This is a genomic window from Stenotrophomonas sp. TWI1183, from assembly GCF_039673115.1.
Taxonomy (GTDB): Bacteria; Pseudomonadota; Gammaproteobacteria; order Xanthomonadales; family Xanthomonadaceae; genus Stenotrophomonas; species Stenotrophomonas maltophilia_AA.
The window spans coordinates 78,601-104,517 of record NZ_JBDJKZ010000006.1 but is presented as its reverse complement, the minus strand read 5'-3'; the positions used below and the strand labels follow the sequence as shown (position 1 = coordinate 104,517).

The 25,917-nt window shown below is 67.2% G+C and carries 28 protein-coding genes and 1 tRNA gene; 19 read left to right on the top strand and 10 right to left on the bottom strand.

What is annotated here, in order from left to right; all coding sequences use genetic code 11:
* The first annotated feature begins 29 nt into the window (after window positions 1-29).
* The 5 genes from ABE434_RS07990 to mmsB are packed head-to-tail and all read left to right on the top strand — an operon-like array spanning window position 30 to window position 5,574.
* Window positions 30-1,535 carry a CoA-acylating methylmalonate-semialdehyde dehydrogenase gene (locus tag ABE434_RS07990; RefSeq protein WP_176990171.1) on the top strand — a complete coding sequence of 502 codons (1,506 nt, stop codon included), beginning with the start codon at window positions 30-32 and terminating at the stop codon, window positions 1,533-1,535.
* 19 nt (window positions 1,536-1,554) lie between these two features.
* Window positions 1,555-2,721, top strand: coding sequence for an acyl-CoA dehydrogenase family protein (locus tag ABE434_RS07985; RefSeq protein WP_346478446.1), 1,167 nt, complete (start codon window positions 1,555-1,557; stop codon window positions 2,719-2,721).
* Window positions 2,718-3,515, top strand: coding sequence for an enoyl-CoA hydratase (locus ABE434_RS07980; protein WP_346478445.1), 798 nt, complete (start codon window positions 2,718-2,720; stop codon window positions 3,513-3,515). The genes ABE434_RS07985 and ABE434_RS07980 overlap by 4 nt, the downstream gene beginning before the upstream one ends.
* Window positions 3,512-4,687: an enoyl-CoA hydratase/isomerase family protein gene (locus ABE434_RS07975; RefSeq protein ID WP_346478444.1), complete on the top strand. Its 1,176-nt coding sequence runs from the start codon at window positions 3,512-3,514 to the stop codon at window positions 4,685-4,687. Before ABE434_RS07980 ends, ABE434_RS07975 begins: the two co-directional genes overlap by 4 nt.
* The gene (gene mmsB / locus ABE434_RS07970; protein ID WP_346478443.1) at window positions 4,684-5,574 is read left to right on the top strand and encodes a 3-hydroxyisobutyrate dehydrogenase; all 891 of its coding nucleotides are present in this window, start codon (window positions 4,684-4,686) and stop codon (window positions 5,572-5,574) included. The genes ABE434_RS07975 and mmsB overlap by 4 nt, the downstream gene beginning before the upstream one ends.
* Before the next feature lie 23 nt (window positions 5,575-5,597).
* On the opposite strand, the gene ABE434_RS07965 is transcribed toward mmsB, so the two are convergent.
* The 3 genes from ABE434_RS07965 to ABE434_RS07955 all read right to left on the bottom strand — a co-directional run bounded on the left by ABE434_RS07965 (window position 5,598) and on the right by ABE434_RS07955 (window position 8,450).
* Complete coding sequence (locus ABE434_RS07965) at window positions 5,598-7,373, bottom strand: peptidoglycan-binding protein (protein ID WP_346478442.1); 1,776 nt, start codon at window positions 7,371-7,373, stop codon at window positions 5,598-5,600.
* Between the two features lie 71 nt (window positions 7,374-7,444).
* Complete coding sequence (locus tag ABE434_RS07960) at window positions 7,445-7,882, bottom strand: lysozyme inhibitor LprI family protein (RefSeq protein ID WP_346478441.1); 438 nt, start codon at window positions 7,880-7,882, stop codon at window positions 7,445-7,447.
* A 142-nt stretch (window positions 7,883-8,024) separates the two neighbouring features.
* On the bottom strand, window positions 8,025-8,450 hold the full coding sequence (locus tag ABE434_RS07955; protein ID WP_019185509.1) for an organic hydroperoxide resistance protein: 426 nt from the start codon (window positions 8,448-8,450) through the stop codon (window positions 8,025-8,027).
* 110 nt (window positions 8,451-8,560) lie between these two features.
* Between ABE434_RS07955 and ABE434_RS07950 the strand changes: the two genes are divergently transcribed.
* Entirely contained in the window at window positions 8,561-9,397 is an 837-nt protein-coding gene (locus ABE434_RS07950) for an AraC family transcriptional regulator (RefSeq protein ID WP_346478440.1), read from the top strand.
* A 21-nt stretch (window positions 9,398-9,418) separates the two neighbouring features.
* Here ABE434_RS07950 and ABE434_RS07945 read toward each other — a convergent pair whose 3' ends face one another.
* The 4 genes from ABE434_RS07945 to ABE434_RS07930 form a co-directional block, all read right to left on the bottom strand.
* Window positions 9,419-10,375 carry a cation transporter gene (locus tag ABE434_RS07945; protein WP_346478439.1) on the bottom strand — a complete coding sequence of 319 codons (957 nt, stop codon included), beginning with the start codon at window positions 10,373-10,375 and terminating at the stop codon, window positions 9,419-9,421.
* Between the two features lie 558 nt (window positions 10,376-10,933).
* Entirely contained in the window at window positions 10,934-11,509 is a 576-nt protein-coding gene (locus ABE434_RS07940; protein WP_346478438.1) for a DUF1214 domain-containing protein, read from the bottom strand.
* Window positions 11,449-12,255, bottom strand: a complete 807-nt coding sequence (locus ABE434_RS07935) for a DUF1254 domain-containing protein (protein ID WP_346478437.1) — start codon at window positions 12,253-12,255, stop codon at window positions 11,449-11,451. The genes ABE434_RS07940 and ABE434_RS07935 overlap by 61 nt, the downstream gene beginning before the upstream one ends.
* Before the next feature lie 202 nt (window positions 12,256-12,457).
* The gene (locus tag ABE434_RS07930; protein ID WP_346478436.1) at window positions 12,458-13,510 is read right to left on the bottom strand and encodes a site-specific integrase; all 1,053 of its coding nucleotides are present in this window, start codon (window positions 13,508-13,510) and stop codon (window positions 12,458-12,460) included.
* Between the two features lie 123 nt (window positions 13,511-13,633).
* Between ABE434_RS07930 and dusA the strand changes: the two genes are divergently transcribed.
* From dusA to ABE434_RS07910, 4 genes are all read left to right on the top strand, one after another.
* Window positions 13,634-14,629, top strand: a complete 996-nt coding sequence (gene dusA, locus ABE434_RS07925; RefSeq protein WP_346478435.1) for a tRNA dihydrouridine(20/20a) synthase DusA — start codon at window positions 13,634-13,636, stop codon at window positions 14,627-14,629.
* 212 nt (window positions 14,630-14,841) lie between these two features.
* Window positions 14,842-15,207, top strand: coding sequence for a hypothetical protein (locus tag ABE434_RS07920; protein WP_176990160.1), 366 nt, complete (start codon window positions 14,842-14,844; stop codon window positions 15,205-15,207).
* A gap of 77 nt (window positions 15,208-15,284) precedes the next feature.
* Window positions 15,285-15,968 carry a response regulator transcription factor gene (locus ABE434_RS07915; protein ID WP_019185514.1) on the top strand — a complete coding sequence of 228 codons (684 nt, stop codon included), beginning with the start codon at window positions 15,285-15,287 and terminating at the stop codon, window positions 15,966-15,968.
* A 20-nt stretch (window positions 15,969-15,988) separates the two neighbouring features.
* Entirely contained in the window at window positions 15,989-17,413 is a 1,425-nt protein-coding gene (locus ABE434_RS07910) for a sensor histidine kinase (RefSeq protein WP_070474511.1), read from the top strand.
* A 94-nt stretch (window positions 17,414-17,507) separates the two neighbouring features.
* Here the strand turns inward: ABE434_RS07910 and ABE434_RS07905 are convergent, their stop codons facing one another.
* Window positions 17,508-18,293: a M90 family metallopeptidase gene (locus tag ABE434_RS07905; protein ID WP_346478434.1), complete on the bottom strand. Its 786-nt coding sequence runs from the start codon at window positions 18,291-18,293 to the stop codon at window positions 17,508-17,510.
* Entirely contained in the window at window positions 18,260-18,535 is a 276-nt protein-coding gene (locus ABE434_RS07900; protein WP_319209739.1) for a hypothetical protein, read from the bottom strand. Before ABE434_RS07900 ends, ABE434_RS07905 begins: the two co-directional genes overlap by 34 nt.
* Before the next feature lie 128 nt (window positions 18,536-18,663).
* Between ABE434_RS07900 and birA the strand changes: the two genes are divergently transcribed.
* From birA to ABE434_RS07865, 7 genes are all read left to right on the top strand, one after another.
* The gene (gene birA / locus ABE434_RS07895) at window positions 18,664-19,629 is read left to right on the top strand and encodes a bifunctional biotin--[acetyl-CoA-carboxylase] ligase/biotin operon repressor BirA (protein ID WP_346478433.1); all 966 of its coding nucleotides are present in this window, start codon (window positions 18,664-18,666) and stop codon (window positions 19,627-19,629) included.
* Window positions 19,626-20,363, top strand: coding sequence for a type III pantothenate kinase (locus ABE434_RS07890; RefSeq protein WP_346478432.1), 738 nt, complete (start codon window positions 19,626-19,628; stop codon window positions 20,361-20,363). Before birA ends, ABE434_RS07890 begins: the two co-directional genes overlap by 4 nt.
* A gap of 9 nt (window positions 20,364-20,372) precedes the next feature.
* Window positions 20,373-21,206: an SPOR domain-containing protein gene (locus ABE434_RS07885; RefSeq protein WP_346478431.1), complete on the top strand. Its 834-nt coding sequence runs from the start codon at window positions 20,373-20,375 to the stop codon at window positions 21,204-21,206.
* Between the two features lie 41 nt (window positions 21,207-21,247).
* A tRNA-Thr gene (locus ABE434_RS07880) sits at window positions 21,248-21,323 on the top strand.
* A 93-nt stretch (window positions 21,324-21,416) separates the two neighbouring features.
* The gene (rocF, locus tag ABE434_RS07875) at window positions 21,417-22,337 is read left to right on the top strand and encodes an arginase (RefSeq protein WP_179460470.1); all 921 of its coding nucleotides are present in this window, start codon (window positions 21,417-21,419) and stop codon (window positions 22,335-22,337) included.
* Window positions 22,338-22,528: 191 nt separating this feature from the next.
* On the top strand, window positions 22,529-22,666 hold the full coding sequence (locus ABE434_RS07870; protein ID WP_123731139.1) for an entericidin A/B family lipoprotein: 138 nt from the start codon (window positions 22,529-22,531) through the stop codon (window positions 22,664-22,666).
* A gap of 201 nt (window positions 22,667-22,867) precedes the next feature.
* Window positions 22,868-23,089 carry a CsbD family protein gene (locus ABE434_RS07865; RefSeq protein ID WP_019185523.1) on the top strand — a complete coding sequence of 74 codons (222 nt, stop codon included), beginning with the start codon at window positions 22,868-22,870 and terminating at the stop codon, window positions 23,087-23,089.
* Window positions 23,090-23,180: 91 nt separating this feature from the next.
* Here the strand turns inward: ABE434_RS07865 and ABE434_RS07860 are convergent, their stop codons facing one another.
* Window positions 23,181-23,981 carry a hypothetical protein gene (locus tag ABE434_RS07860; RefSeq protein ID WP_346478430.1) on the bottom strand — a complete coding sequence of 267 codons (801 nt, stop codon included), beginning with the start codon at window positions 23,979-23,981 and terminating at the stop codon, window positions 23,181-23,183.
* Between the two features lie 107 nt (window positions 23,982-24,088).
* Here ABE434_RS07860 and ABE434_RS07855 point away from each other — a divergent pair, with 107 nt between their 5' ends.
* Both ABE434_RS07855 and ABE434_RS07850 read left to right on the top strand, forming a co-directional pair.
* Entirely contained in the window at window positions 24,089-25,378 is a 1,290-nt protein-coding gene (locus tag ABE434_RS07855) for a tryptophan--tRNA ligase (RefSeq protein WP_346478429.1), read from the top strand.
* A gap of 170 nt (window positions 25,379-25,548) precedes the next feature.
* Window positions 25,549-25,878, top strand: a complete 330-nt coding sequence (locus ABE434_RS07850) for a hypothetical protein (RefSeq protein WP_346478428.1) — start codon at window positions 25,549-25,551, stop codon at window positions 25,876-25,878.
* Window positions 25,879-25,917 lie beyond the last annotated feature (39 nt).

Sequence of the window (25,917 nt, the reverse complement as noted above, 5' to 3'; positions counted from 1 at the left end):
TAACAACTTTCGACCCGCCGGGATTGTCCATGACTGTTGCAGCGCCCCGTATCCGCATGTTGATCGATGGCCAGTTCATCGAATCGGCCAGCTCGCATTGGCAGAACGTGGTCAATCCGGCCACCCAGGACGTCCTGGCCCAGGTCCCGTTCGCGACCCCCAGCGAGGTCGACGCCGCCGTCGCCTCGGCCAAGGAAGCGTTCAAGACCTGGCGCAAGACCCCGATCGGCACCCGTGCGCGAATCTTCCTGAAGTACCAGCAGCTGATCCGCGAGAACATGAGCGAGCTGGCCCACATCCTCAGCGCCGAGCAGGGCAAGACCGTGCCGGATGCCGAAGGCGATGTGTTCCGCGGCCTGGAAGTGGTCGAGCACGCTGCCGCCATCGGCAACCTGCAGCTCGGTGAGCTGGCCAACAACGTGGCCAACGGCGTGGACACCTACACCCTGCTGCAGCCGCTGGGCGTGTGCGCGGGCATCACCCCGTTCAACTTCCCGGCGATGATTCCGCTGTGGATGTTCCCGATGGCGATCGCCACCGGCAACACCTTCATCCTCAAGCCGTCCGAGCAGGACCCGATGGTCACCATGCGCCTGGTCGAACTGGCGCTGGAAGCCGGCATCCCCAAGGGCGTGTTGAACGTCGTCCACGGTGGCGAAGACGTGGTCAACGCGATCTGCGATCACCCGGATATCAAGGCGGTGTCCTTCGTGGGATCCACCCGCGTCGGCACGCATGTGTACAACCGCGCCTCGCTGGCCGGCAAGCGCGTGCAGTGCATGATGGGCGCCAAGAACCACGCCGTGGTGCTGCCGGACGCCAACAAGGAACAGAGCCTCAACGCGATGGTCGGTGCCGCCTTCGGTGCGGCCGGCCAGCGCTGCATGGCCGCCTCCACCCTGGTGCTGGTCGGCGAAGCGCGCGCATGGGTGCCGGACCTGGTGGCCAAGGCCAAGACGCTGAAGGTCAGTGGTGGCAGCGTCGCCGGGACCGATGTCGGCCCGGTGATCTCCTGCGCCGCGCGTGAGCGTGTCGAAGGCCTGATCGCCTCAGGCGTGGAGCAGGGCGCCAAGCTGGTGCTCGACGGCCGCAACCCGCAGGTGGATGGGTTCGAGAAGGGCAACTTCGTCGGTCCGACCATCTTCGCCGGCGTGACGCCGGGCATGCGCGTGTACGACGAGGAAATCTTCGGGCCGGTGCTGGTGATCCTGGAAGCGGAGACGCTGGAAGACGCCATCGAACTGATCAACGCCAACCCGAACGGGAATGGCACCGCGCTGTTCACCCAGTCCGGTGCGGCCGCGCGCAAGTTCCAGGAAGACATCGACGTCGGCCAGGTCGGCATCAACGTGCCGATCCCGGTGCCGGTGCCGCTGTTCTCGTTCACCGGCTCGCGCGCCTCCAAGCTCGGCGACCTGGGCCCGTACGGCAAGCAGGTGGTGATGTTCTACACCCAGACCAAGACGATCACCTCGCGCTGGTTCGATGACGAGACGCTGGGTCATGGCGTCAACACCACCATCAGCCTGAAGTAAGCAACAACGGAGTTCGACCATGAGCCACTCGATGACGACGGAACTCGACGAAGCGCAGCAGGCCTATAGAGAGGCAGCGCGTGACTTCGCCCAGGCCGAACTGGCGCCGCACGCCGCGCGATGGGATGCGGAGGGCATCTTTCCGCGCGAGGCGATCGCCAAGGCAGGGGAACTCGGGTTCTGTGGTTTGTACATGGACCCCGAGGTCGGTGGCAGCGGCTTGAGCCGTCTGGACGCCGCCGTCGTCATCGAGGAGCTCGCCAATGTGGATCCGTCCACGGCGGCCTATGTCAGCATCCACAACATGGCGTCGTGGATGGTGGCCAAATGGGGCCAGGAGAGCCTGCGTGCGGAGTGGGGTGCAGACCTCTCGTCCGGCACCAAGCTGGCCTCGTACTGCCTGACCGAGCCGGGTGCCGGCTCGGATGCGGCCTCGCTGAAGACCAGCGCGGTACGCGACGGCGATCATTACGTGCTCAACGGCTCCAAGGCCTTCATCTCCGGCGCCGGTGCCACCGAGCTGCTGGTGGTGATGGCCCGTACGGGTGGCGCCGGGGCCGGTGGCATCAGTGCGATCGCGGTGCCGGCCGATCTGCCGGGCATCAGCTACGGCCGCAAGGAAGAGAAGATGGGCTGGAACAGCCAGCCGACCCGCGGCATCACGTTCGAGAACGTGCGCGTGCCGGTCAGCCATCTGCTCGGCGAGGAAGGCAGCGGCTTCAAGCTGGCCATGAAGGGCCTGGACGGCGGCCGCATCAACATCGCCGCCTGCTCGCTGGGCGCTGCCCAGGGCGCACTGGATGCCGCCCGCCGCTACATGGGCGAGCGCCGCCAGTTCGGCAAGGCGCTGTCGGAATTCCAGGCACTGCAGTTCAAGCTGGCCGACATGGCCACCCAGCTGGTCGCCGCCCGGCAGATGGTGCACACCGCCGCGCGCAAGCTCGACGCCGGTGCCAGCGATGCCAATGTGTGGTGTGCGATGGCCAAGCGCTTCGCCACCGATGCCGGCTTCAACATCTGCAACGATGCGCTGCAGATCCACGGCGGCTACGGCTACATCCGCGAATACCCGATTGAACGGCTGCTGCGCGATTCGCGCGTGCACCAGATCCTGGAGGGCACCAACGAGATCATGCGTGTGATCGTGGCCCGCCACCTGCTCAACACCGAAGAGGAACTGCGATGATGGAGTGGCGCCAGCATGATCATGTCGGCCTGAAGGTCGAGGCCGATGGCCACGTCGCGGTCATCACCCTCGACAACCCGCCGGCGCATACCTGGACCGTGCACAGCCTGTCCGCGCTGCGTGACCTGGTGGGCGCGCTCAATGCAGACCGCGATGTCTATGCGCTGGTGATCACCGGCGACGGCGAAAAGTTCTTCTCGGCCGGCGCCGATCTCAAGCAGTTCGCTTCCGGCGACAAGGCGGCCGCTCGTGAAGCCGCGCGCCGCTTCGGTGAGGCCTTCGAAGCCTTGTCTGGTTTCCGCGGTGTCTCCATCGCGGCAATCAACGGCTACGCGATGGGCGGCGGCCTGGAATGCGCGCTGGCCTGCGACCTGCGCATCATCGAAGAACACGCCCAGGTGGCGCTGCCGGAGGCCACCGTCGGCCTGCTGCCGTGCGCCGGTGGCACCCAGAACCTGCCGCGCCTGGTCGGTGAAGGCTGGGCCAAGCGCATGATCCTGCTCGGCGAACGCATCGACGCGGACACCGCGCTGCGTATCGGCCTGGTCGAAGAAAAGGTCGGCAAGGGCGAAGCCAAGGCCCTCGCACTGGCATGGGCGCACAAGGCCGGCAAGCAGAGCCCGACCAGCATCGCCGCCTGCAAGACCCTGGTGCAGGCCACCCGCACCGGCACCCACGCCTCGGCACTGGTGGCCGAGCGCGAAGCCTTCGTCGATCTGTTCGACAGCGCCGACCAGGCCGAGGGCGTGAACGCCTTCCTGGAAAAGCGCGCCGCGCAGTGGAAGAACGCATGAGCACCGTCGTCGCCAACGACGCGGCGCCGGTGCTGTTCGAAGAGCGCCAGGCCGGCAATGGCACGCGCATCGGTATTGCCACGCTCAACGCAGCGCGCACCCTCAACGGCTTCTCGCTGCCGATGGCGCACCTGCTGCGGGAGCGGCTGGATGCCTGGGCCAGCGATGACGGCATCGCGCTGGTGGTGCTGCAGGGCGCGGGCGAGAAGGCGTTCTGCGCCGGCGGCGACCTGCACAGCCTGTACCGCAGCATGGTCGAGTACCGCGACAGCGGGAAGACCGATATCCGCGACAACGCCTACGCGGCCGAATTCTTCGACGTCGAATACCGCGTCGACTACGCGATCCACACCTATCCCAAGCCGATCCTGTGCTGGGGCCATGGCATCGTCATGGGCGGTGGCATCGGCCTGATGTCCGGCGCCAGCCACCGCGTGGTCAGTGAGCGCTCCAAGCTGGCATTCCCGGAGATCACGGTCGGCCTGTTCCCGGATGTCGGTGGCAGCTGGCTGCTGCCGCGCGTGCCCGGCCATGGCGGCCTGTTCCTGGCGTTAACCGGCGCGCCGCTCAACGCAGGCGATGCGATCTATGCCGGTCTGGCGGATATCCACATCGCCGAGGCGCAGCGCGAGACCGTGTTCAACGCGCTGGCGGACGTGCACTGGAGCACCGAGGCCAAGCGCAATCACGAACAGCTGACCGCGCTGCTGCAGCAGCACGCCAGCGATGCGGCCACCGGCCCGTTGCTGCGCAACGCCGCGACGATCGATGCGCTGTGCAGTAGCGACGACGTCGGCGCGATCGTCGAGGCGGTCCTTGCGCTGGAGACGGACGATGCCTGGCTGAGCACCGCCAAAGCGACGCTCGCCGCCGGTGCGCCGGGCTCGGCGCGACTCGCGTTCGAGCTGCAGCACCTGGCCGAGGGCGCCTCGCTGGCCGAGGTCTATCGCATCGAATACATCGCAGCCCTGCACGCGGCGGCCCATGGCGATTTCGCCGAAGGCATCCGTGCGCTGCTGATCGACAAGGACCGCACCCCGCAGTGGCAGCCGCGCACGCTGGCTGACGCGACGGCCGAGTGGGCCCGCACCTTCTTCGTTTCGCCGTGGTCCGATGCCGCGCATCCGCTGGCCGACCTCGGTGCCACCGTCCCTGAAAGGAGCCACGCATGAGCCGTATTGCATTCATCGGGTTGGGCAACATGGGTGGCCCGATGGCCGCCAACCTGGCCAAGGCCGGCCACGCCGTACGCGTGTTCGATCTGGTGCCTGCCGCGGTGCAGGCCGCCGTCGACGCCGGCGCCACTGCCGCCACCTCGGCCCTGGATACGCTGACCGACGCCGAGATCGTCATCTCGATGCTGCCGGCCAGCCGCCATGTCGAAGGCGTCTACCTCGGCGATGACGGCTTGCTCGCGGATATCCCCGGCGGCGCGCTGGTCATCGACTGCAGCACGATCGCCCCGGCCACCGCCCGCAAGGTCGCCGAAGCGGCCGCCGCACGTGGCCTGCAGATGCTGGATGCTCCGGTCTCCGGCGGCACCGCAGGGGCCCAGGCCGGCACCCTGACCTTCATCGTCGGTGGCGAAGCCGAGGCGCTGGAACGCGCCCGCCCGCTGCTGCAGGCGATGGGCAAGAACATCTTCCATGTCGGTGCCAGCGGTGCCGGCCAGGTCGCCAAGCTGTGCAACAACATGGCGCTGGGCGTGATCATGGCGGTGACCGGTGAGTCGATCGCGCTGGGCGTCGCACACGGGCTGGACCCGAAGGTGCTCTCGCAGATGATGGCGGTCAGCACCGGTCGCAGCTGGGCCACCGAAGTGTGCAACCCGTGGCCCGGCGTGCTGGACAACGCCCCGGCGTCGCGCGGTTACAGCGGCGGTTTCGGCAGCGACCTGATGCTCAAGGACATGGGCCTGGCGGTGGAAGCGGCGATGAGTGTCGGCGCCTCGATCCCGCTGGGTGAGCTGGCCCGCAACCTGTACTCGATGAACCACCAGGCCGGTCGCGGCAAACTGGATTTCTCCAGCGTGGTGCAGCTGGTCACCAGCGACCGGTAAAGCCCGGTCGCTGGCGGCCGGGTTCAGGCCGACATGGCCCGTGCGCCATGCTGCTGGGCCTGCTGATCCATCAGCCGCTGCTCCCGCTGTTGGTCGCCGGCCTGCTGCGCGCGGGCCGTGCTTTCTTCCAGCGACTGGCCCATCGCGTCGGCGGTCTGCACCGGCGCGCTGGTGCGGTTCAACGCGGCCTCGTCGCGCAGCGCATTGGCCTGCACGGCGCGCGCCATCGAACCGTCCTGGTTGAGCTCGACGCGGTCGATGGTGTGCAGGCCGGCGCGTGCGGCTTCCACCGTCAGGGCGCCGGCCAGTCGCTCGCTGTGCGGGCCGTGGCCGATGCCGCGGGCCTCTTCGGCTTCATGCACGCGCATCAGGGTTTCCATGTACAGCACGTGCTGGGCGTTGCCCGGGTCGGTCAGCGGCCGCAGCGCGGCGCCATCGCGCTGCGCCGGTTCCGGCGCAGGCGCGATGTCGGCCGGTGCCTGGGTGCGCGCCGGTGCGGCCATCGCTTCACGGGTCTGCGCGTCCAGTACGCCGCTGGGGTCCAGACCGTGCGCCTGCTGGTAAGCACCCAGCGCGGCGCGGGTACCGGCGCCCAGGTGCCCGTCCACGCTCAGCGCGCGGCCGTTGGCATCCGTATGTCCCTGCGCGGCCAGTGCGGTCTGCAGCTGACGTGCTTCACGGTCGATCGCGCCCAGGGTGGCCGGGCCTGCCTTGCCGTCCACCGGCTCCAGCCCATGCGCGCGCTGGAAGGCTTCCACCGCCGCGCGGGTGTCGCCGTCGAAGCGCTTGTCGGCGTTCAGGGCCTGGCCGTTGGCGGCGGTGTAGCCGAGGACCGCCAGATTGGACTCGAGCTTGCCCACCTCCTTGCCGCTGGCGCCTTCCTTCAGCACGCTCGAGGCGGCACTCTGCTGGCGCGGCGGATGGATCTGGTCGAGCGCGACGCGGATGTCCGCATCATTGCGCTCACCGGCCGGCGCGTAGTCACGGCTGCTGACCTTGGTGTGGGCACGGTCCATCGCGTCCTTGTTGTTCGCGTAGGCGTCTTCGTAGCGCGCGGCGATGTCGGCGGCCTTGGGGCCATCGTAGTAGGTGTGTGTGGCGCGGATCTCGCCGGCCTTGGTGCGCAGGGCGTCGTAGTCGCCGCCGTTCTCCAGCACCTTTTCCAGCTTTGAAAGCTGGCCGGGCATCTGGTTGGCGGTCTTGGCCAGCAGGCTGATCGCCTCGAAACGACGCTCATCGGGAATATGGCTGCCGTGCGCGTCCAGGATCGACATCGCGGTCTGGGTGGCGTTGCGCACCTGCGGGTAATCGATGTTGGCGTGGATCCACTGCTTGCCTTCGTCCGAACCGGCCCAGGCGTTGATGCTGTCGCGGGTCTGTTCGTCCATGAAGCGGATCGAAGAACGGCCGCTGAGCCCGTTGCCGTGGCTGAGCAGGTCGCCACGCAGGTCGGCGCGATCGTTGGTGAACGGCAGATTGTGCGTTTTCGCGTAGGCCTGGGCCTGGTCGATCACCGCATCCACATAGGTCTTTTCGCCCGCCGCCAGCGGACGATCGCCGATCGCGCCGACCGGCCAGGTACCGCGCTGGCCGAAATCGACCTGGATCGCGCCCAGGCTGTAGCCGCTGTTCTGCGCGACGCTGCTGACCTCGCCCCAGTCCGGCTCGCGGGTACCGCGGGTGATGCCGGCGATGGACAGATGGTACGACGCCGGGCCGCCTTCGGTGCCACGGCCTACCGCGAAGTAGACCGCGCCGGAGGTGGCATCCAGGTTACGGGTATCGATGTTGTCGGGCATGGCTTACTTCCTTGTTTCTGTGCAATCGGGGGGCGGCCGGGGGCCGGGTCAGCATTCCAGCGTGGCGCGGCTCAGTCGAGCAGGTCGATGTAGCCCTGCAACTGGTCCGCACGTGCGCCGAGGCGGCGCATCTCGATCTCGCTTCCCTGCAGGTTGCCGGGCTGGGTGCTGTCGAAGATCACGGTCTCCAGCTCGCCGTCGCGCTTGCGCGACTCCAGCCAGGCACGCTGCGCCGCAACCAGCTTGGCCTTGCCGGCAGCGTCGAGCTTGCCCTGCAGCGCCTTGTAGACCTGGTTCAGTCGCTGATCCTGCAGCTTGGTTTCCTGCGAGATGCACGCTGCCTGTGCGATCGCGCCCTGGGCGCGCTGCTGGCAGGTGGTGAAGGAGGCACTGATGCCCTTGCCGGGCTGCGCCGTGGAGACCGGCGAGCGCGCCATCGCCGCACCGCTGGCGATCAGCGCGGTCAGCGTGATGCCGACCAGAAGGGACTGTTTGAACTTCGCCTGCATGCCTGATTCCTTCATTCCATTGTCCGGCGGGCAGTATACGAAGCAATCCTGACTCACGGCATCACGGCGCGCACACACGCGTACGGCCGGGACAAGGCCCGGCCGTACGTGGATTGCAGGCGCATCGCGCGCCTCGGGTGGATCAGACCACGGTCAGCGTCACATCGATGTTGCCGCGGGTCGCGTTCGAGTACGGGCACACGATGTGGGCCTTCTGCACCAGTTCTTCGACCTGCTCGCGCGGCAGGCCCGGGACCGAGATTTCAAGCGCCACTTCGATCCCGAAGCCGGTCGGAATCTGGCCGATGCCGACCTTGCCGGTGATCTGCGTTTCGGCCGGCAGGGCGACCTTGGCCTGGCCGGCCACGTACTTCAGCGCGCCCAGGAAGCAGGCCGAGTAGCCGGCCGCGAACAGCTGCTCCGGGTTGGTGCCCGGGCCGCCGGCACCGCCCAGCTCGCGCGGGGTGGAGAGCTGGATGTCCAGCACGTTGTCGGACGAGACGGCGCGGCCGTCGCGGCCGCCGTTGGCAGTGGCCTGGGCGGTATACAGAACGTTGGCAATGGACATGGGACTCTCCTGCGGAGTGAAAGGGGTGGGCCAGATGGCAGGTGTACTGTGCGCGCCTACCTCGTACTTGTGGCAACATTTCGTCCAGAAAACTTGATCTGGAGTCCGCCATGGTCGATCGACTGCAATCCCTGCTGGACCGTTTCGCGGTCTCGGCCGAGGTCTTCCACGCCGGCGCGCTGTGCGGCATCAACGATCTGCCGGCCGACGGCGAGCGCGGCCAGCTGCATCTGATCCGCGACGGCGAGGTGCGTGTCGAGCACCCGGACGGCAGCACGCTGCAGATCACCACGCCCAGCGTACTGCTGTACCCGCGCCCGCTCGCGCACCGCTTCGTCACCGATGCCACGCGGGGTGCGGATTTCGCCTGCGCCCATCTGCAGTTCGAAGGGGGCGCCAACAACCCGGTCGCCGCGGCACTGCCGCCGATCGTGTGCCTGCCGCTGGAGGGCTTGTATGGCGGCCAGCCGGTGCTGTCGCTGTTGTTCGAAGAAGCGTTCGCGCAGCGCTGCGGCCGCCAGGCCCTGCTGGATCGCCTGTTCGAGGTGGTGCTGATCCAGATCCTGCGTGCGCTGATGGAGAGTGGCCAGATCCGTGTCGGCCTGCTCGCCGGCATGGCCCATCCGCGGCTGCGCCACGCGCTGGTCGCCATGCACGAAGCGCCGGCCGACGAGTGGACGCTGGAGTCGCTCGCGCAGCGCGCCGGCATGTCACGCAGCGCCTTCGCCGACAGTTTCCGCGACACCATCGGCAGCACACCCGGCCACTATCTGCAGGGCTGGCGCACCCGCCTCGTGCAGCAGGCGCTGCGCCGCGGCCATCCGCTCAAGCGCATCGCCATCGAGGTGGGGTACGGGAGTGAAGCGGCGTTGTCGCGCGCGTTCAAGGCGCAGACAGGGCAGTCGCCGCGGCAGTGGAAACAGGGCAGTGTGGCGCCCGAACGATAGTGCGATGCGCGTCGGCGTCGCTCAGATCGCCCACTCCCGATCCGTCGTGAACATGATCGTCAGCCACCGGTCCGGCGACTCCTCGCCCAGCGCCTCGCCGATCTCGTCGCGCAGCCGGTCCCATTCGATCAGCGGCCGCGGCGGATCGTCCGCGCGCGCCACGAAGAACAATTCGATCTGCTCACCGCGTCCAACCTTGGCCACGTAACTGCGGTACTCGAGGAAACCGTGCCTCGCCACGATGTCGCGTGCCACCGCGTCGACATGCGCCTGCAGGTCCAGCGGCGTGATCAGCAGGATGTCCGACAGCGCCTGGCGCACCGTGCCCAGGGGCGCCACCACAACGAACAGGCAGACCACCAGCAGGATCGCCGGATCGATGTACGGGACCAGCCACGCCCATTCGGTGCCGCGCAGCACATAGCCGCCGACGAAGGCGACCAGGTAGGCGGCCGACATGCTCGCCGCGACCACCCAGTTCTTCGCATCGAGCGCGATGAAGTCCGAGCCGATCGACCGGTTCGCACGGCGTACGAACAGTGCCAGCCCGGTTTCGGCCACGATCGAGATCACCGCGAACAGGATCGCCGGCCCCAGCGCGATCTCGCGCCCGCCGGACATGAGTGCGTCCACCGCATTGACTGCGGCGTACAAGGCTGCCCCGATCATCAATGTCCCGCTGACCCCGAGCACGATCGGCTCCAGGTGCCAGAAGCCCATGGTGAAGCGCTGGTTCAAGCGCGACTGCAGGGTATCCACGTGGGTCGACAGGCTGATCAGGCGCACCACCAGCAGTGACAGCCAGGTCATCACCACGTCGATCAGCCCGTAGATGCCGTCGAAGATGATCAGCGAGGAGTTGGCGAGCAGGCCGAAGGCCACCGCGGCCGCGGCCATCGCCAGCGAGGCGGCGATCGACAGGCGCAGCACGCCTTGTTCGGTGGTGGGGTCGAAGGTGCCAGGGCGGAGCAGGGACATCAGGTGGTGTGCGATGGAGGGTTCATGGGAGGCATTCTCGCCTGTTGGCGTAACGGCCGTGCGTTGCGGGTCAAGCCTGCGCCAGCCGTGCGGAAAAAACCATGACAGGCGCGACGGATATTTCAGCGGTGGATCTGCCCAGGTGAAGCGGCGAGGATGTGGTCGGCGACGGCGCATTACAATCAGCGCTCCACGACGGGATCGATGGCGTGTGGCGAGCGACCTTGGGGTGCTACCGGTTTCCGCCTGCAGGCATGCGCGTGTGCACGGGCTACGAGAAAGGCAGGGCGGGTGCTGAGCTCTGGGTGGAGCGGCACCAGGCACAGCTGCGGACGGACGTGGACAAGATCGTCCGTTGGCGTGAGGCGGTCCGGGGCAACCGTATGCTGAAGGAAACTCTGCCCCCGCCGTTCCCCTAGACGCTGCAACGCACCGGCTTGCAGAAGCCTTTCGTCGCTGTTGCTGGACTTGGTGGGGACGCCCGGCCTACGCGGCTGGCCTCCATGGCCAGCGCGTCGGCTGGGCGCCCCCAGATTTCCCAGCGGCTGTGCTAATCGGTCAATGGACCTGCGTGACCGCCGGCGGCTTCCAGGTGCCCTCCGCAACCTGTTGCTTCGGTGAATACAGCCGCAACGCTAGCTTGAACTCGCCCTCTTTGGGCGACGGTAGCCAGTTGCTTTCCTTGTCCTCACCGGGGGATTCCGCCTGGATATAGATCGGCAGGGAGCCATCGCTGTCCTGCTTCATGCCACTGCGATCACCCAGCGCGTAGCGGTTGATCGCATTCGGGACAAGGTAGCTGTCGCTGTCGTACATCGTCACCGACCAGAATGCGTTGACCGGCGGGATATCGTTTTTGCTGAAGCGCAGCACGTACTGCTTGCCACCTTCGAACGGTCTGCCGTCAGCCTGCTTCTCGGCGACCGGGTACACCGCATCCTCGGCGAGGTTGCCGCCCACACCGTAGAAGGTCCAACCGGCTCGGTACGGGTACTGCGTACCGTAGCGCCCTAGGTCCAGCGCGATATTCCAGCCGTTTACGTTCTTGCCACGCGGCGTGTCGTTCATCAGCTTCACGCCGTCGGCGACGCCTTCGCTGATTGCCCGCTGCACTTCAGGGGTAAACGACGCCATGCTGAAAGTCTTGCCCGGCGCGATGTCAAGGCTGGCGATGCGCTCCAGTATCGGACCGTCCTCCTGATAGGGGGGTTTCCCACCATCAACGCATTGAGGCGACTGAAAAAGTCTTGAGGTGACATCGCCAGGACCTGCTTCGGCACGGGGGTGTCGGTCACGCCGTCCTTGAGCGGCACCTCAATCGGTGGGGTGTAAGTCTTGCCCCACTGCGACACCGGGATGAGTCGGTACTTGTCTTGGAGCGCGTGGACGGCGCTGTAGTCCTGTGGGCCTGCGGTGTAAGTGCGGCCACCAATGGCGGCTAGGTTGGTGGGAATGCGCAGTTCAGTCAGACCTTCAGGCAGGGTGCCGGTCCAGCTTGGACCGACAAGAGCAAAGTCCCCGCCTTTCGCTCCGACCGAACGGGAACCGGGCGCATGCGGCACGTTGTTCCATGCGTCGATGATTTGCATGATCCAGAAGCGGTTACCCATCGGCGGTACCGATAGCACCATCGGCTCCTTTGACAGGTCCACCTGCGCAAGCGAGTACAGGGTATCTACGTTAAGCCCGACAATGGTCTTGTTGTCTGCATCGGGGAAGGCGCGATAGTGGACGAACTGATTGATCGGCGCGCGCGTGGCGTCCGGTTTGGTGACGTGTGTGGTCACGTCGGTTTGAGTGCCGATATACACCAGCGGCAAGCCGAACACCCAAGCGTCACGGGCTATGACCTTAGCTTCGGCGGCGGATATGGTCTTCATGGGCGGAGTCGACTCGTTAGGGTCGGGAGCAGGGCCTGTAGCGTCGCGCCTGCAGCCGGCCAAGCAGATAAAGAAGGCAATGACGAAGAGCAGCATTGTGCGGTGGAGCGTCATAGCCAGACCTCACAAGTGGCAGATTTACATGCTCCCGCTTGATCGGACTCCGGTCTACCGCAATACCTCGTACCTGCGGCCAGTAGTTCTACCGGTGCAAAGACTCCGGACGAAGCTGTGTGTATCGTTTCAGCTCATTCCATGACTCGTGCAGCGTGACCGCTGCGACCTCGGGGATGTCGTACCCCTGCTCAAACAGCCGTGACGTGGCCTCGTGGCGCAGGTCGTGGAAACACAGGTCTTCAATCCTCAGCTTCGCACAAGCGCGGGTAAACGCTGTCCCTACGGAATTGGAGTTGTAGGGGAAGATCGGGCCGTCTGCCGGCGGTTTTGGCTGGCGCTGCACGATGTCCCACGCTTCGCCCAGGAGCGGGAAGCGCTTGTGGTTGCCCACCTTCTTACGGGGGTGCTTGGCGTCGCGCAGCAGGGCGGTGCGGTTTGTCTGGTCCACATCGGACCACAGCAACCGGGTGATCTCGCTCTCGCGCTTTGCTGTCAGGACGGCGAAGTCGATGATGTCCACCATCGGGATGGTTGACCGCCACGCCGCCGCGCGGAAATGCTCCCGCAGCCGCTGCAGCTCTTCGTCCGTGGGCCGCCTGTCCCGGCGCTTGGACTTTCCGACCAGCCGCAGCAGTCGGAGCACCGGCCGCGCCTCGGCCACGGGATCGCTGGCGAGCTTCACGCCCTTCATCGGGCCGGCCAGCTTCAGCAGCTCCGAGAGGAACCCCAGCTCTACGTTCATGGTTGCCGGCGCGCAGGCTGGGATAATCATGCCGTTGGCCATCATGTGATCGCCGCGGATTCGCCGGCGGGTGTGCTCGATCACATCGTTGGCCGTGAGCTTCCTGGCCACGATGTCGCCCAGGCCCTCGCGGATTCTGGTCATGTTGCCGGAGTGGGTCTTGGAGATGGCCCTTATGCTGGCCAGCTCGTTGATCCGCCAGTCGATCAGTTCGCCGATGGTGAGCTCTTCACCGGGTGTACCGCCTCGGGCCTCGTGATCGGCCAGCTCGCGGTCCATGCGGTCCCCCCAGGCCTTCGCAGCCGTCTTGGTGGGAAAGGTCCGGGTTTGGGTGGGGTGGCCTTTGCGGCGCACAATAGCGCGCCAGCGACCGTCCCGATTTTGCAGGGTTGCCATGGTGTACCAGCTCGGATGTACCACGCCCTCCGTGGTACGCCAATGGTACAGCTGGTTGGGAAAATGCGGGAAAAGTGGTGCAAATTCGGGAAAGAGAGAGATGCCTATATGCTTGATAAGTCAATGAAAATTAAAGAAATCAAGGGTATTCGGCTCTGCGTTGCCCCGATGATGGACTGGACGGACCGCCATTGCCGGTACTTCCACCGGCTGCTGGCGCCGGGTGCACGGCTGTATACCGAGATGGTGCACGCCAACGCGGTGATCCATGGCGACCGTGAGCGCCTGCTCGGCTTCGACGGCAGCGAGCATCCGCTTGCGCTGCAGCTCGGTGGCAGCGATCCGGCCCTGCTGGCCCAGGCCGCGCGCATCGCGCAGGCGTGGGGCTACGACGAGGTCAATCTCAACTGCGGCTGCCCCTCCGACCGGGTCCAGGCCGGGCGCTTCGGTGCCTGTCTGATGCGCGAGCCGGCTCTGGTCGCCGAGTGCGTGGGTGCGATGGTCGCCGCAGTGGACATCCCGGTGACGGTGAAGTGCCGACTCGGCGTGGATGACGACAACGACTACGAAAACTTCGTCAATTTCGTCGATCAATCGGCCAACGCCGGAAGCGCGATGTTCGTGGTGCATGCCCGCAACGCGTGGCTGAAGGGCCTCTCGCCGAAGGAGAACCGCGAAGTGCCGCCGCTGCGCTACGACTGGGCGCGCCGTCTCAAGGCCGACCGTCCGCAGCTGCAGGTCGTCCTCAACGGTGGCTTGGCCACGGTCGAGGCCGCGCAGGCCCAGTTGCCGGCGCTGGACGGGGTGATGCTGGGCCGTGCGGCCTACCACGACCCCTACGTGCTGCATCAGCTGGAGGCGGCCCAGACCGGTGCCCCGCTGCAGTCTCGCGAGGCGCTGCTGCGCGCCATGCAGCCGTACATCGAGGCCCAGCTGGCCCGCGGGCTGGCGCTCAAGCACATCACCCGGCACCTGCTGGGGCTGTTCCACGGCCAACCCGGTGGGCGCGCCTTCCGCCAGATCCTGAGCGAAGGCTCGCATCGCGTCGGGGCCGACTGGAGCCTGATCGACCAGGCGCTGGCGGTGACCCGCGCCCAGGCCGAACGCGTCGCGGCGTGAACCGCATCACCCTGTCAGCTTGACAAGGGCCTCGCTTTGGCCGCCAATGTTCACTTAGATGAACAAAGCGGGGAGGCAACCGGAAAAGTTCAGACCGGATTCACTGGCTAAAACCAAGAATTCGCTAAAGATTCGTAAAGCGCCGGCCCAGGCTGGCGGTTGCCGATTCACAACTTTTGAACGTTTAGCCGCGCTCCGCTAGGATCAGACCGATGTTCTCCGTGACCCGCCACCGCCGCATCGCTGCCTTCGCCCTTCTGGCGACGGGCGCAGCTGCCTCCGCCAGTGCGTGGGCGCAGATGCCGCCGGAAGCGGCCCGTGCCGAGATGATGCGCACGGCCGAACGCGGTGGTCCGCAGGAGCGCTCGCTGTCCGATGCGGTCCGTCGGGTGCAGCGGACTACCGGTGGACACATCCTCGGCGCCGAGCGCGTGCCCTTCGACGGGCGCGACATCAACCGGGTCAAGTACATGGATGACCGCGGCCGCGTCCGTTATATGGACGATCCCGCGACATCGCGTTCACAGCCCCGCACGCCGCGCTCGGATATGTCATCACTACGCGGCGATAACCCCTGAACAGGGATAGTTGTCCGCAGTCATCTGCATTACCCACTGGCCCCATGGGGCCATACCCAGGACACTAGGGAGAGTTCATGCGTATCCTTCTGGTCGAAGACGAAGCCCCGCTGCGGGAAACACTGGCAGCCCGGCTCAAGCGCGAAGGCTTTGCCGTCGATGCTGCGCAGGACGGTGAGGAAGGTCTGTACATGGGCCGCGAAGTACCGTTCGACGTCGGCATCATCGATCTGGGCCTGCCCAAGATGTCGGGCATGGAACTGATCAAGGCGCTGCGCGACGAGGGCAAGAAGTTCCCGGTGCTCATCCTGACCGCGCGTTCGAGTTGGCAGGACAAGGTCGAGGGCCTGAAGCAGGGCGCCGACGATTACCTCGTCAAGCCGTTCCATGTCGAAGAGCTGCTGGCCCGCGTCAATGCGCTGCTGCGCCGTGCCGCCGGCTGGAGCAAGCCGACGCTGGAGTGCGGCCCGGTCGCGCTGGACCTTGCCGCGCAGACGGTCAGCGTCAACGGCAGCAACGTGGACCTCACCAGCTACGAGTACAAGGTGCTCGAGTACCTGATGATGCATGCCGGTGAACTGGTCTCCAAGGCCGACCTCACCGAACACATCTACCAGCAGGACTTCGATCGCGACTCGAACGTGCTGGAGGTCTTCATCGGCCGCCTGCGCAAGAAGCTCGACGCCGACGGCGAACTCAAGCCGATCGAAACCGTGCGTGGCCGCGGTTACCGCTTCGCCATTCCGCGCAACGAAGGCTGAGCTGCGGCTGGCGATAGATGATGTCCGGCCGTCTGTGGTTCTTTAAACGCTGGCGGCCGCGCTCACTGCAGGCGCGTCAGCTGTTGGCCGCCTCGGTGGGCCTGGTGGCCTTCCTGGCCTTGGCCGGCTACGCGCTGGATGCCGCCTTCGCCGATACCGCGAAGGCCAACCTGCGCGAGCGGCTCAAGAACTACGCCACCGCGTATGCGGCCGGCATCGATTTCACCCGCGACCGCTCGCTGTACATCCGCGAGCAGCCGCCGGATCCGCGCTTCGACGTCCCGGGCAGCGGCCTCTATCTGCAGGTCGTGATGCCCGACGGCAAGGGCAATTCCATGTCCGCTGAAGGCCCGATGCTGCCGACCGTGGGCGGCGGCATGCTGGCCCCGCGTCAGGAAGTCTTCGAAGGCCCGTTGCCGATGATCCAGATCGACGGCAGCGAGGGCTCGGCCTACCGCTATGGCATGGGCCTGGTCTGGGATGCCGACGCCGACCCGGCCACCGAATTCCCGTACACCATCTACGTGCTCGAAGACTCGCGCGCGCTCGGCGCACAGCTGCGCGTGTTCCGCGGGCGGGTGTGGTTCTACCTCGGCGGCATCGGTCTGATCCTGCTGCTGCTGCAGACGGTCATTCTGCAGTGGAGCCTGCGCCCGATGCGGCGCGTGATCAACGAACTGACCAAGGTCCAGCGCGGTGAAACCGAGCGCATGAGCGAACGCCATCCGCGCGAGCTTGAGCCGCTGACCGACAGCATCAACGCCTTCATCGAGAGCGAGCGCGAAAACCTCGAGCGCCAGCGCAACACCCTGGCCGATCTCGCGCACAGCCTGAAGACACCGCTCGCGGTGCTGCGCACGCAGCTCGACAGCGGCGCGCGCGATGAGGATCTGCGCGAAGAATTCGACGTGCAGCTGCGGCGCATGAACAACCTGGTGTCCTACCAGCTGGCGCGCGCGGCGTCGTCCGGCCACAAGCTGTTCTCCGCCCCGCTGCCGATCGAGTCCAACGCCGAAGAGATCGTGCGTGGCCTGGAGAAGGTTTATGCCTCCAAGGGCGTGCTGTGCGAGTTCGACATCGACCCGGCCGCGCGTTTCCATGGCGAGCCCGGCGATCTGCAGGAACTGCTCGGCAACCTGCTGGAGAATGCGTTCAAGTGGGCCAAGCGCCGCGTGCTGCTGACCGCGCATCCGTTGCCGGCACCGGGTGCGCGTCGCGCCGGCCTGGTGCTGTCGGTGGATGACGATGGCCCGGGCATCGCACCGGAGGACATCGCCAAGGTGCTGCAGCGTGGCGTGCGTGGCGACGAGCGCGTGCAGGGCCACGGCATCGGTCTGTCGATCGTGCAGGATCTGATCAAGGATTACCGCGGCGAGCTGCAGGTGAAGCGTTCCCCGGAGCTGGGTGGCGCGCGCTTCGAAGTGAAGTTGCCGCCGGGGCCGTAAAGGCCGTACCGACCAACGGTCGGTACCTACCGATGGCCCGTACCCCGGCATTCCCACGGGACAGGTAGCCCACGACCGTTGGTCGTGGCGCACCTCACCGCATCAGGGGCGACGGACCATAGAACCGTTGCAGATGCGTGGCCACCGCCGGCATCTCGCATGCCAGCAGCGCCGGTGCGGAAAAGTGGTACTCGCTGACCACCGCGAAGAACTCCTCCGGCGCCTCGGACGCATACGGATCGATCTGCGTTTCCCGACCCCGGTCCACCGCAGCGCAGAACGCGTCATAGGCCTGCTGGAAATCCGCCGCCCACTGTTTCTGCCACGCACGTGGCAACGGCGGTGTGCCGTCGATCGCGCCGTCCAGCGCATCGATCTTGTGCGCCATCTCATGCACCGCCACGCAGAACCCGGCCTCGGGATCGGCGATGTCGGCCTGGATGTCGGCCCACGACAGGATCAGCGGGCCGCTGTCCCAGGATTCGCCGATCAGCGCATCGTCCCATTCGTGCAGCACGCCGGCGGCATCCACCTGGCTGCGGTGCACGCGGAACGCGTCGGGATAGACGATCAGCTGCGACCAGCCGCGCAGACCCACCTCACCCAGCTCCAGCAGCGGCAGGCAGCACAACGCGGCCAGCAGCACGCCATCGGCGTCGTCCAGCTGCAGTCCGGCGGCCGGGCTGATGGTTTTCTCGTGCAGGAAGCGGGCGGCCAGGGCGCGCAGGCGTTCGCGGCGGGCAGCATCCAGCTTTCGCAGCCAGGCGGCGCGTTGGCAGGTGGTGTCCCAGAGGGTGGGGTCGATCTCGCGTGGCGTGCGGCGCAGCCAGCCCAACAGTCGTTCGATCAGCGGAACATACCCGGCAGGAAGCTGTGCCACTTCGGCGCACGCAGGCGCGGCAGCACGTCCTCATCGCCGCCGCCGCCGGTGCTGGTCCCGCTGCTGGCGCTGGGCTTGACCGTGGCGGGTGCGGCGGACGCAGATGCCGATGCCGGCGCACTGCGCTCGTTCTCACTGGCCGAATAGACACACGCGCCGCGACCCGCCGTGGTGAGCGCATCGGAAGCATGCGCGGCCAGCGGGGCCATCAGGAGGAGCAGGCAATGGGCGAACGGGCGCATCGTCAACATCCAGCGGCGGGTGAAGTTCCCGATTCTAGCCCGATTCCGCCGGGGGATTGGAAGGCCCCGGGCGGGCGCTGGCGGCGGCTTTCCCGCATACTTTTCCCGTTTACCCGATGGAAGCTGCCGTGGACGACCGCCAACTGCTGGCCAAACTGGGCGCCGGGCGCCTGTCCGGCGACGCGCTGGCGCGCGAACTGGGCCAGACCCGTGCCGCGATTTGGAAGCGGATTCAAGGACTTAGGGCGGCGGGCGTCGATATCGACGGACGCGCCGGTGACGGCTACCAGTTGCAGCAGCCGCTGGACCTGCTGGACGCCGAGGCGATCCAGGCGGCGCTGCCGGGCCCGGCCTCGGGCCAGCTTGCCTCCCTGCAGGTGGCCTGGTCGGTTGCGTCAACGAACAGTGAATTGCTGCGCTGCAGCGCGCCGGAGCGCGGGGCAATGGTCCTGCTGGCGGAGCGCCAGACACGCGGCCGCGGCCGCCGCGGACGGGCCTGGGCCTCGCCACTGGCGGCGCATATCTATCTTTCCGTGCTGCGTGGCTTTGCCGGTGGCCTGTCGCGGTTGGGCGGGCTGAGCCTGGTCGCCGGGGTCGCGGTGGCCGAGGCGCTGCGCGAGGCGGGTTTTCGCGACGTCGCGCTGAAGTGGCCGAATGACCTTGTCGTCGATGGACACAAACTCGGCGGCCTGTTGATCGAGGGCGGCGGTGAGTTCGCCGGGCCCGCGCGTGCGGTGATCGGCCTGGGGGTCAACGTGCGCATGCCCGCCGCGTTCGCCGCGGAGATCACCCAGCCCTGGACCGATCTGGACACGCTGTCCGGCGCACAGACGTCGCGTAACGCCGTGGTCGCACGCATCCTCGCGGTCCTGCTGCCGGCACTGGACGCGTTCGAGCAGGACGGTCTTGCGCCGTTCCTCGCGCGCTATGCCGTGTTGGACAGCCTGGCCGGGCGCGAGGTGCAGGTGGAAGAGGGCGGCGTGCTGTTTGCCGGCACGGCGCTGGGTCTGGCCGACGATGGCGCGCTGCGCGTGCGCATCGACGGCAACGAACGGGTTTTCCATGCGGGCGAAGTCAGCGTGAGGGCGCAATGAGCGACTGGTTGTTTGATCTGGGCAATTCGCGCTTCAAGTTCGCGCCGCTGCAGGGCATGCGCGCGGGCGATGTGCAGGCATGGCCGCATGGCGCCGAAGCGATGCCCGCCGCGGCACTGGATGCGCTGCCGTCGGGTGACACCGCGTATGTCGCCAGCGTCGCAGCGCCCTCGCTGACCGCCGCCATGCTGGATGTGCTGCAGGCGCGCTTCCGCCATGTGCGCGTGGCGCGCACCGAAGCAGAGTACGCCGGAGTGCGGATCGCCTATGCCGATCCCGGCCGCTTCGGCGTGGACCGCTATCTGGCGCTGCTGGCCGTGGCGGCGCGGGGCCAGGCCGTGTTGATCGCCGGCGTGGGCACCGCGCTCACGATCGACCTGCTCGATGCCGATGGCCAGCACCACGGTGGCCGCATCTCGGCCTCACCGACCACCATGCGCGAAGCGCTGCATGCGCGTGCGGTGCAGTTGCCTGCGGCAGGCGGCGACTACAGCGAGTTCGCCAATGACACCGCCGATGCGCTGGCGTCCGGCTGCGATGGTGCGGCGGTGGCGCTGATCGAACGCAGCCGTGTACAGGGCGGTGAACGGCTCGGCACGCTGCCGCACCTGCTGGTCCACGGGGGCGGTGCACCCGCCCTGCTGCCGCTGCTCGGCGATGCCGAATTCCAGCCTTCGCTGGTGCTCGACGGGCTGGCCCGCTGGGCCGTGCATCAACCGCCGTCGGCAGGCTAGGATCAGCCGATGCTTACCCGTGCCCTGATCGTCGTCCTGGTCATCCTCAACCTCGGTGTCGCGCTGTGGTGGCTGCTGCGCGGCGAACCGGTCAGCGAACCCCCGGCCTCGCCGGTCGGCGTGGCGCAGCTGGAAGTGCTGCCGTCCACGCAGGCGCCCCCCGCTGCGGCGACGCCGACTGACAACACGGCGGCGCTGCAGGACGTGACACCGGCCGCGGTGCCGGTGGCCGAGCCGCCGGCGACGACCGCAGCGCCGCCCCCCGCCGTGGCTGCCACGCCCGCGCCCGCGCCTGCAGCTACCGCGCCCGCTGTTGCGCCTGGTCCCGCCGGCGCCCCGGCGGTCGCCCCACCGGCACCGGTCGCGCCGCCGGCCGCGCCCGCCCAATGCGTCAGCCTGGGGCCCTTCGCCGACCGCGCGACGGCCCAGGCCGCGCAGTCCCGCGCCGGCAGTGCCCTGCGCACGGCCCGGCTGCGCGAGGTCGCCGATGCCGGCGCCACCCGTTACCGGGTGCTGCTGCCACCCGCCGCCAGCCGGGAAGAGGCGCAGGCCACGGTCAAACGCATCGTTGCGGCCGGGGTGAGCGATTACTACATCATTGCCCAGGGCGAGGAGACCCATGCCATCGCGCTGGGCCAATACCGCAACCGGGAAGGCGCGGATCGTCGCCTGGCGGCGCTGAGCGCGGCCGGTTTCAAAGCGAAGATGGTCGCCAGCGGTGGCGATGGCAGCGCGCAGTGGTGGCTGGATGCGACCCTGGCAGCGGGTACAGAGGCCGCCGCGGCACGCCAGCGCAGCGGCGCAGCCCAGCAGCGCTCGCTGGAATGCGCGCGCGTGCGCTAGAATCCCGGCTCCGCGACGGGTCGTCCCGCCGCGATGCCCATGCCGGCATAGCTCAGTTGGTAGAGCAACCGCCTTGTAAGCGGTAGGTCCCCAGTTCGAATCCGGGTGCCGGCACCATTGCTGCACGGTCGATGACGGCTGCTGCAGCGCCGCGAGTCGTATCACCTCGCGCTGGCTATGCTGTTCCTCTTTGCAATGGAGGCAACAGCGATGGCGATGTATTCCCCGGTTTCCCTGATTGGCGTGCCCACCGACATCGGGGCGGGCCACCGTGGCGCGGGTCTGGGACCGGACGCCCTGCGCATCGCGGGCCTGGGTGATGCGCTGATCGCGCGGGGCGTGGAGGTGCGCGACCTCGGCAACCTGGACGGTCCGCGCAATCCGTGGACGGCACCCGTGCAGGGGTATCGCCATCTCGACGAGGTGGTCGCCTGGAACCGCGCGCTGATGGACGCCACCTATACCGAACTGCAGGCCGGCCGGATGCCGATCATGCTCGGCGGCGACCACTGCCTGGGCATTGGTTCGATCACCGCGGTCGCGCGCTGGTGCCGCGAGCAGGGCAAGGACCTGCGCGTGCTCTGGCTGGACGCACATTCGGATTTCAACACCAGCGAGGTCACCCCGTCGGGCAATGTGCACGGCATGCCGGTGGCCTGCCTGTGCGGGCTCGGCCCGGATGCGTTGACCCGGCTCGGCGGCGACGCCCCCGCGATCCGCCCGCAGCAGGTGCACCAGATCGGCATCCGCTCGGTGGACCAGGAAGAAAAGCGCCTGATCAAGCAGCACCAGGTCGATGTCTACGACATGCGCTACATCGACGAAGCCGGCATGAAGCGCACCATGGAAGCGGCACTGGCCGGCATCGATGCCAACACCCATCTGCATGTCAGCTTCGACGTGGACTTCCTGGATCCCAGCATCGCGCCGGGCGTGGGCACCACGGTGCCGGGCGGGGTCAACTACCGCGAGGCGCAGCTGGTGATGGAGATGATCGCCGACACCGGGCGCATGGGCTCGCTGGACATCGTCGAGCTGAATCCGCTGCTGGACAACCGCAATGCCACGGCCGAACTGGCGGTGGATCTGGTCGAAAGCCTGTTCGGCAAATCGACGCTGATGCGCGATTGAGAACTTCTGGCTGAACAGCGTTTTCCTGCATTCACATCCGCTGCACGCCGCTCCAGCCAGATTGCACGTCACGCGGCGCTGTGTGTTTCGACCCACGGCACTGCAGGTCAGGAAGGGGAGCTGCGCTGGCGTGCTCTCCTGACAGGCGGGACCGGATTTCGGTATTGAATTTGAACAACCAGGAGAACCCCATGAAGCGTGTTATCGCACTGATGCTGTTGTCGATGTTCTCGGTGGCCATGCTGTCCGGCTGCAACACCGTTGCTGGTGCCGGCAAGGACGTGCAGAAGGCCGGTGAATCGGTCGAAGACGCTGCCAAGGGCAACTGATCCGCGGATCAGCAGTCAACGGAAAAGGCCGGGAATTCCCGGCCTTTTTCATGTCCGCTGGATGACAGTGCGGACGGATGCCGTAGTGAATCATTCAAGCTCGTGAGCATGCGTTTCATCGCCGCTTGACCGTGCGGCAACGCGCCCTGGCGCAATCTGGTCCCACGGCGAGATGGCCGTTGCAATCAAGGAAGCGAATCCATGAACAAAGACATCATTTCCGGCAAGTGGACGCAGCTCAAGGGCAAGGCGCAGGCCAAGTGGGGCGACCTGACCGACGACGATTTCAAGGTGGCCGAAGGCAATGCCGAGTACCTCGCAGGACGCCTGCAGGAACGCTATGGCTGGGCACGCGACCGTGCTGAAACCGAAGTCCGCGACTTCGAAGCCGCCATGCGCAAGGATTATCCGGATTACCACTGAGGGGTGATCCGTTGCGACGGCGCAGCCGTCGGGGGTTGAAACCGGAACGGGCCGCGAGAGCGGCCCGTTTTTTCATGCGCTTGGTCCGGGATCAGCGATCGCGGTACGGCGGCGGGTCCGGCACGTACTGGCCGGGGAAGGCCTGCGGCTCGTCGCGCGGTGGTGTGCTCCGCCGTGGAAGAATCCCGCGTGCCCTCAGATTGCGCTCACTGTCGTAGCGGACCTGCAGCTGCTGCGCTGGATACGCCGTGGCGCGCTCGAAGGCGGTGTTGCGCACGCGCGATGCCTCGCGCTGGCCATGGCCGGTGCCCAGTTGGGGGGCGGGGGCCGAGGAACCGGTCACGCGTGCGCTCTCCATCGTCGATGCGCGCGCCTGCGGGCGTGCCTTGGCATCGGCCGCGCCGGCCACCGCGGGCGCCGCTTCCCAGGACACCCGCCCGGCTTCGTGGAACACCGCCACCCCGATCACCCCGATGTTGTCCGGGCGTCCGGTACGGGCCGCATAGCTGCGGTCCGGATCGGTGAACACGAACTGGGCGACCTCGTCGGAGGATTTGCGCCAGCCGTGGATATCGGTGGTCTGCCACGGGTTGAGCACATAGCCGGTCTGGCCGGGGGCAGCCACCTCGCCGCTGATGGCATTCAGGCCGTCGACCGAGAGCACCACCAGCACCCGCTCGGCGCTGCCGTTGCGCAGGCGCACGCTGTAGCGATGGCCCTGCTGCCCTGCCACCCAGCGCTCGCTGCCCTGGCGGTACTGGGTGAGGGCCTGGCCGCTGTCGCGGTCGATCACGGTCAGGTGGACGGGCCCGGTGTCGTAGCGCAGAGAGGGCGCCGGCTTGAAGCCGCAGAGGGCCAGCACGGCAAGCAGGGGCAGGATCAGGCGTTTCATGGCAGGGCTCCGCAGGGCAGGTGCAGGATCAAACGCACGGGCCCGGCGAACGGGGTCGAGCGCGGGCAGGTAAACTGGGGCGGTTCATCTGTCCGCATTGATTCCCCATGACTACCCGCGTCCTTACCGGCATCACCCCCTCCGGCACGCCCCACCTGGGCAACTACGTCGGCGCGATCCGTCCGGCGATCACCGCCAGCCAGGCCTCGGATATCGAGAGCTTCTTCTTCCTGGCCGACCTGCACAGCCTGATCAAGGCGCAGGAGCCGGAGCGTACCCAGCGCTCCACGCTGGAGATCGCGGCAAGCTGGCTGGCGTGCGGGCTGGATCCTGACAAGGTGTGGTTCTACCGGCAGAGCGACATCCCGGAAACCACCGAGCTGATGTGGTTCCTGACCGTGATCGCCAGCAAGGGCATCCTCAACCGCGCGCATGCCTACAAGGCGGCCGTGGACAAGAACCGCGAGGAGCAGCTGGATGATGACGCCGGGGTCAGCGCGGGATTGTTCATGTACCCGGTGCTGATGGCGGCCGACATCCTGATCTTCAAGGCCAACCGCGTGCCGGTCGGCCGCGACCAGATCCAGCATATCGAGATGGCGCGCGACTTCGCCCAGCGTTTCAACCACGTCTACGGCCACGAATTCTTCCCGCTGCCGGAGGTGGTGATCGATGAGCAGGTCGCCACGCTGGCAGGCCTGGACGGCCGCAAGATGAGCAAGAGCTATCACAACACCATCCCGCTGTTCGCCCCGCGCGCGGAGCTGAAGAAGCTGGTGTTCGCGATCCTCACCGATTCGCGCGCGCCGGGCGAGCCGAAGAGCACCGAAGGCTCGGCGCTGTTCCAGATGTACCAGGCCTTCGCCACCCCGGAACAGACCGCTGCGTTCGCGCAGGCGTTCGCCGACGGCATCAGCTGGGGTGATGCCAAGCAGCAGCTGTTCGAGCGCATCGACAGCGAGATCACCCCGCTGCGCGAGCGCTATGACGCGCTGATGGCCGAGCCGGAAAAGATCGAGGCGCTGCTGCGCCGTCGTGGCCAGCAACTGCGCGAGCAGTTCGCCGTGCCGCTGCTCAAGGAGCTGCGCCATGCGGTTGGCCTGCGCGATCTATCCACGGCCGGTGACGTGCCCAGCGAGGAAAGCGAGGCCGCGCGCGCCGCACCGCCGCTGTTCAAGCAGTACCGCGAGAAGGACGGCCGTTTCTACTTCAAGCTGCAGGCCGGTGACGGCACGCCGCTGATCCAGAGCGAAGGCTTCGATTCGCCGCGCGATGCCGGCCAGCTGATCGGCGTGCTCAAGCAGACCGAGCATGGCGACGGGCTGCAGAGCGAGCTGTTCAAGCTCGAGGCCGAGGTCGACGTAGTGCTGGCCGCACTCCAGGCGCTGCGCGGGTAACGCCTGCCGCTGCCCGGCGACCAGGCAACCGCAGCATCACGTAGTGCCGGCCGCTGGCCGGCAACCAGGCGAACGCTCCATCACGCAGGCATCGACCGTGGGTCGATGCAACCGCTATGGCATGATGCCCCTGCACGCCGCAGGGGCGTGTTCCTGCACGGGAGACTGCGATGGCCTGGTTGTCGTTGTTGTTGTTCCTGCCCTGGTTCGTGCTGTTGGGCACGCTGTACTGGCTGTTCCCGCGCCAGCCGCGTGGCACCGCGCGCCGCCTGTTCGATGGTGTCGCGCTGGTGCTGGCCTTCGTGCTGAGCATCCTGGCGATGCTGTGGGGCCACCACATCGGCGTGGTCCAGAACGATGCCGGGCCGATCTGGCGGCAGGTACTGGCGGTGCTTTATGCCTACGGTGCGTTCCTGGCGGTGATGGTCGCTGCGGTGCTGCTGCGCGGACCGCTGCTGGCCGCCACTGCGACCAAAGCCGCATCGAAGCCGCTGCACTGATCGACGTAAGATGGGGGCGTTTCGTGCCAGGGATGTGTT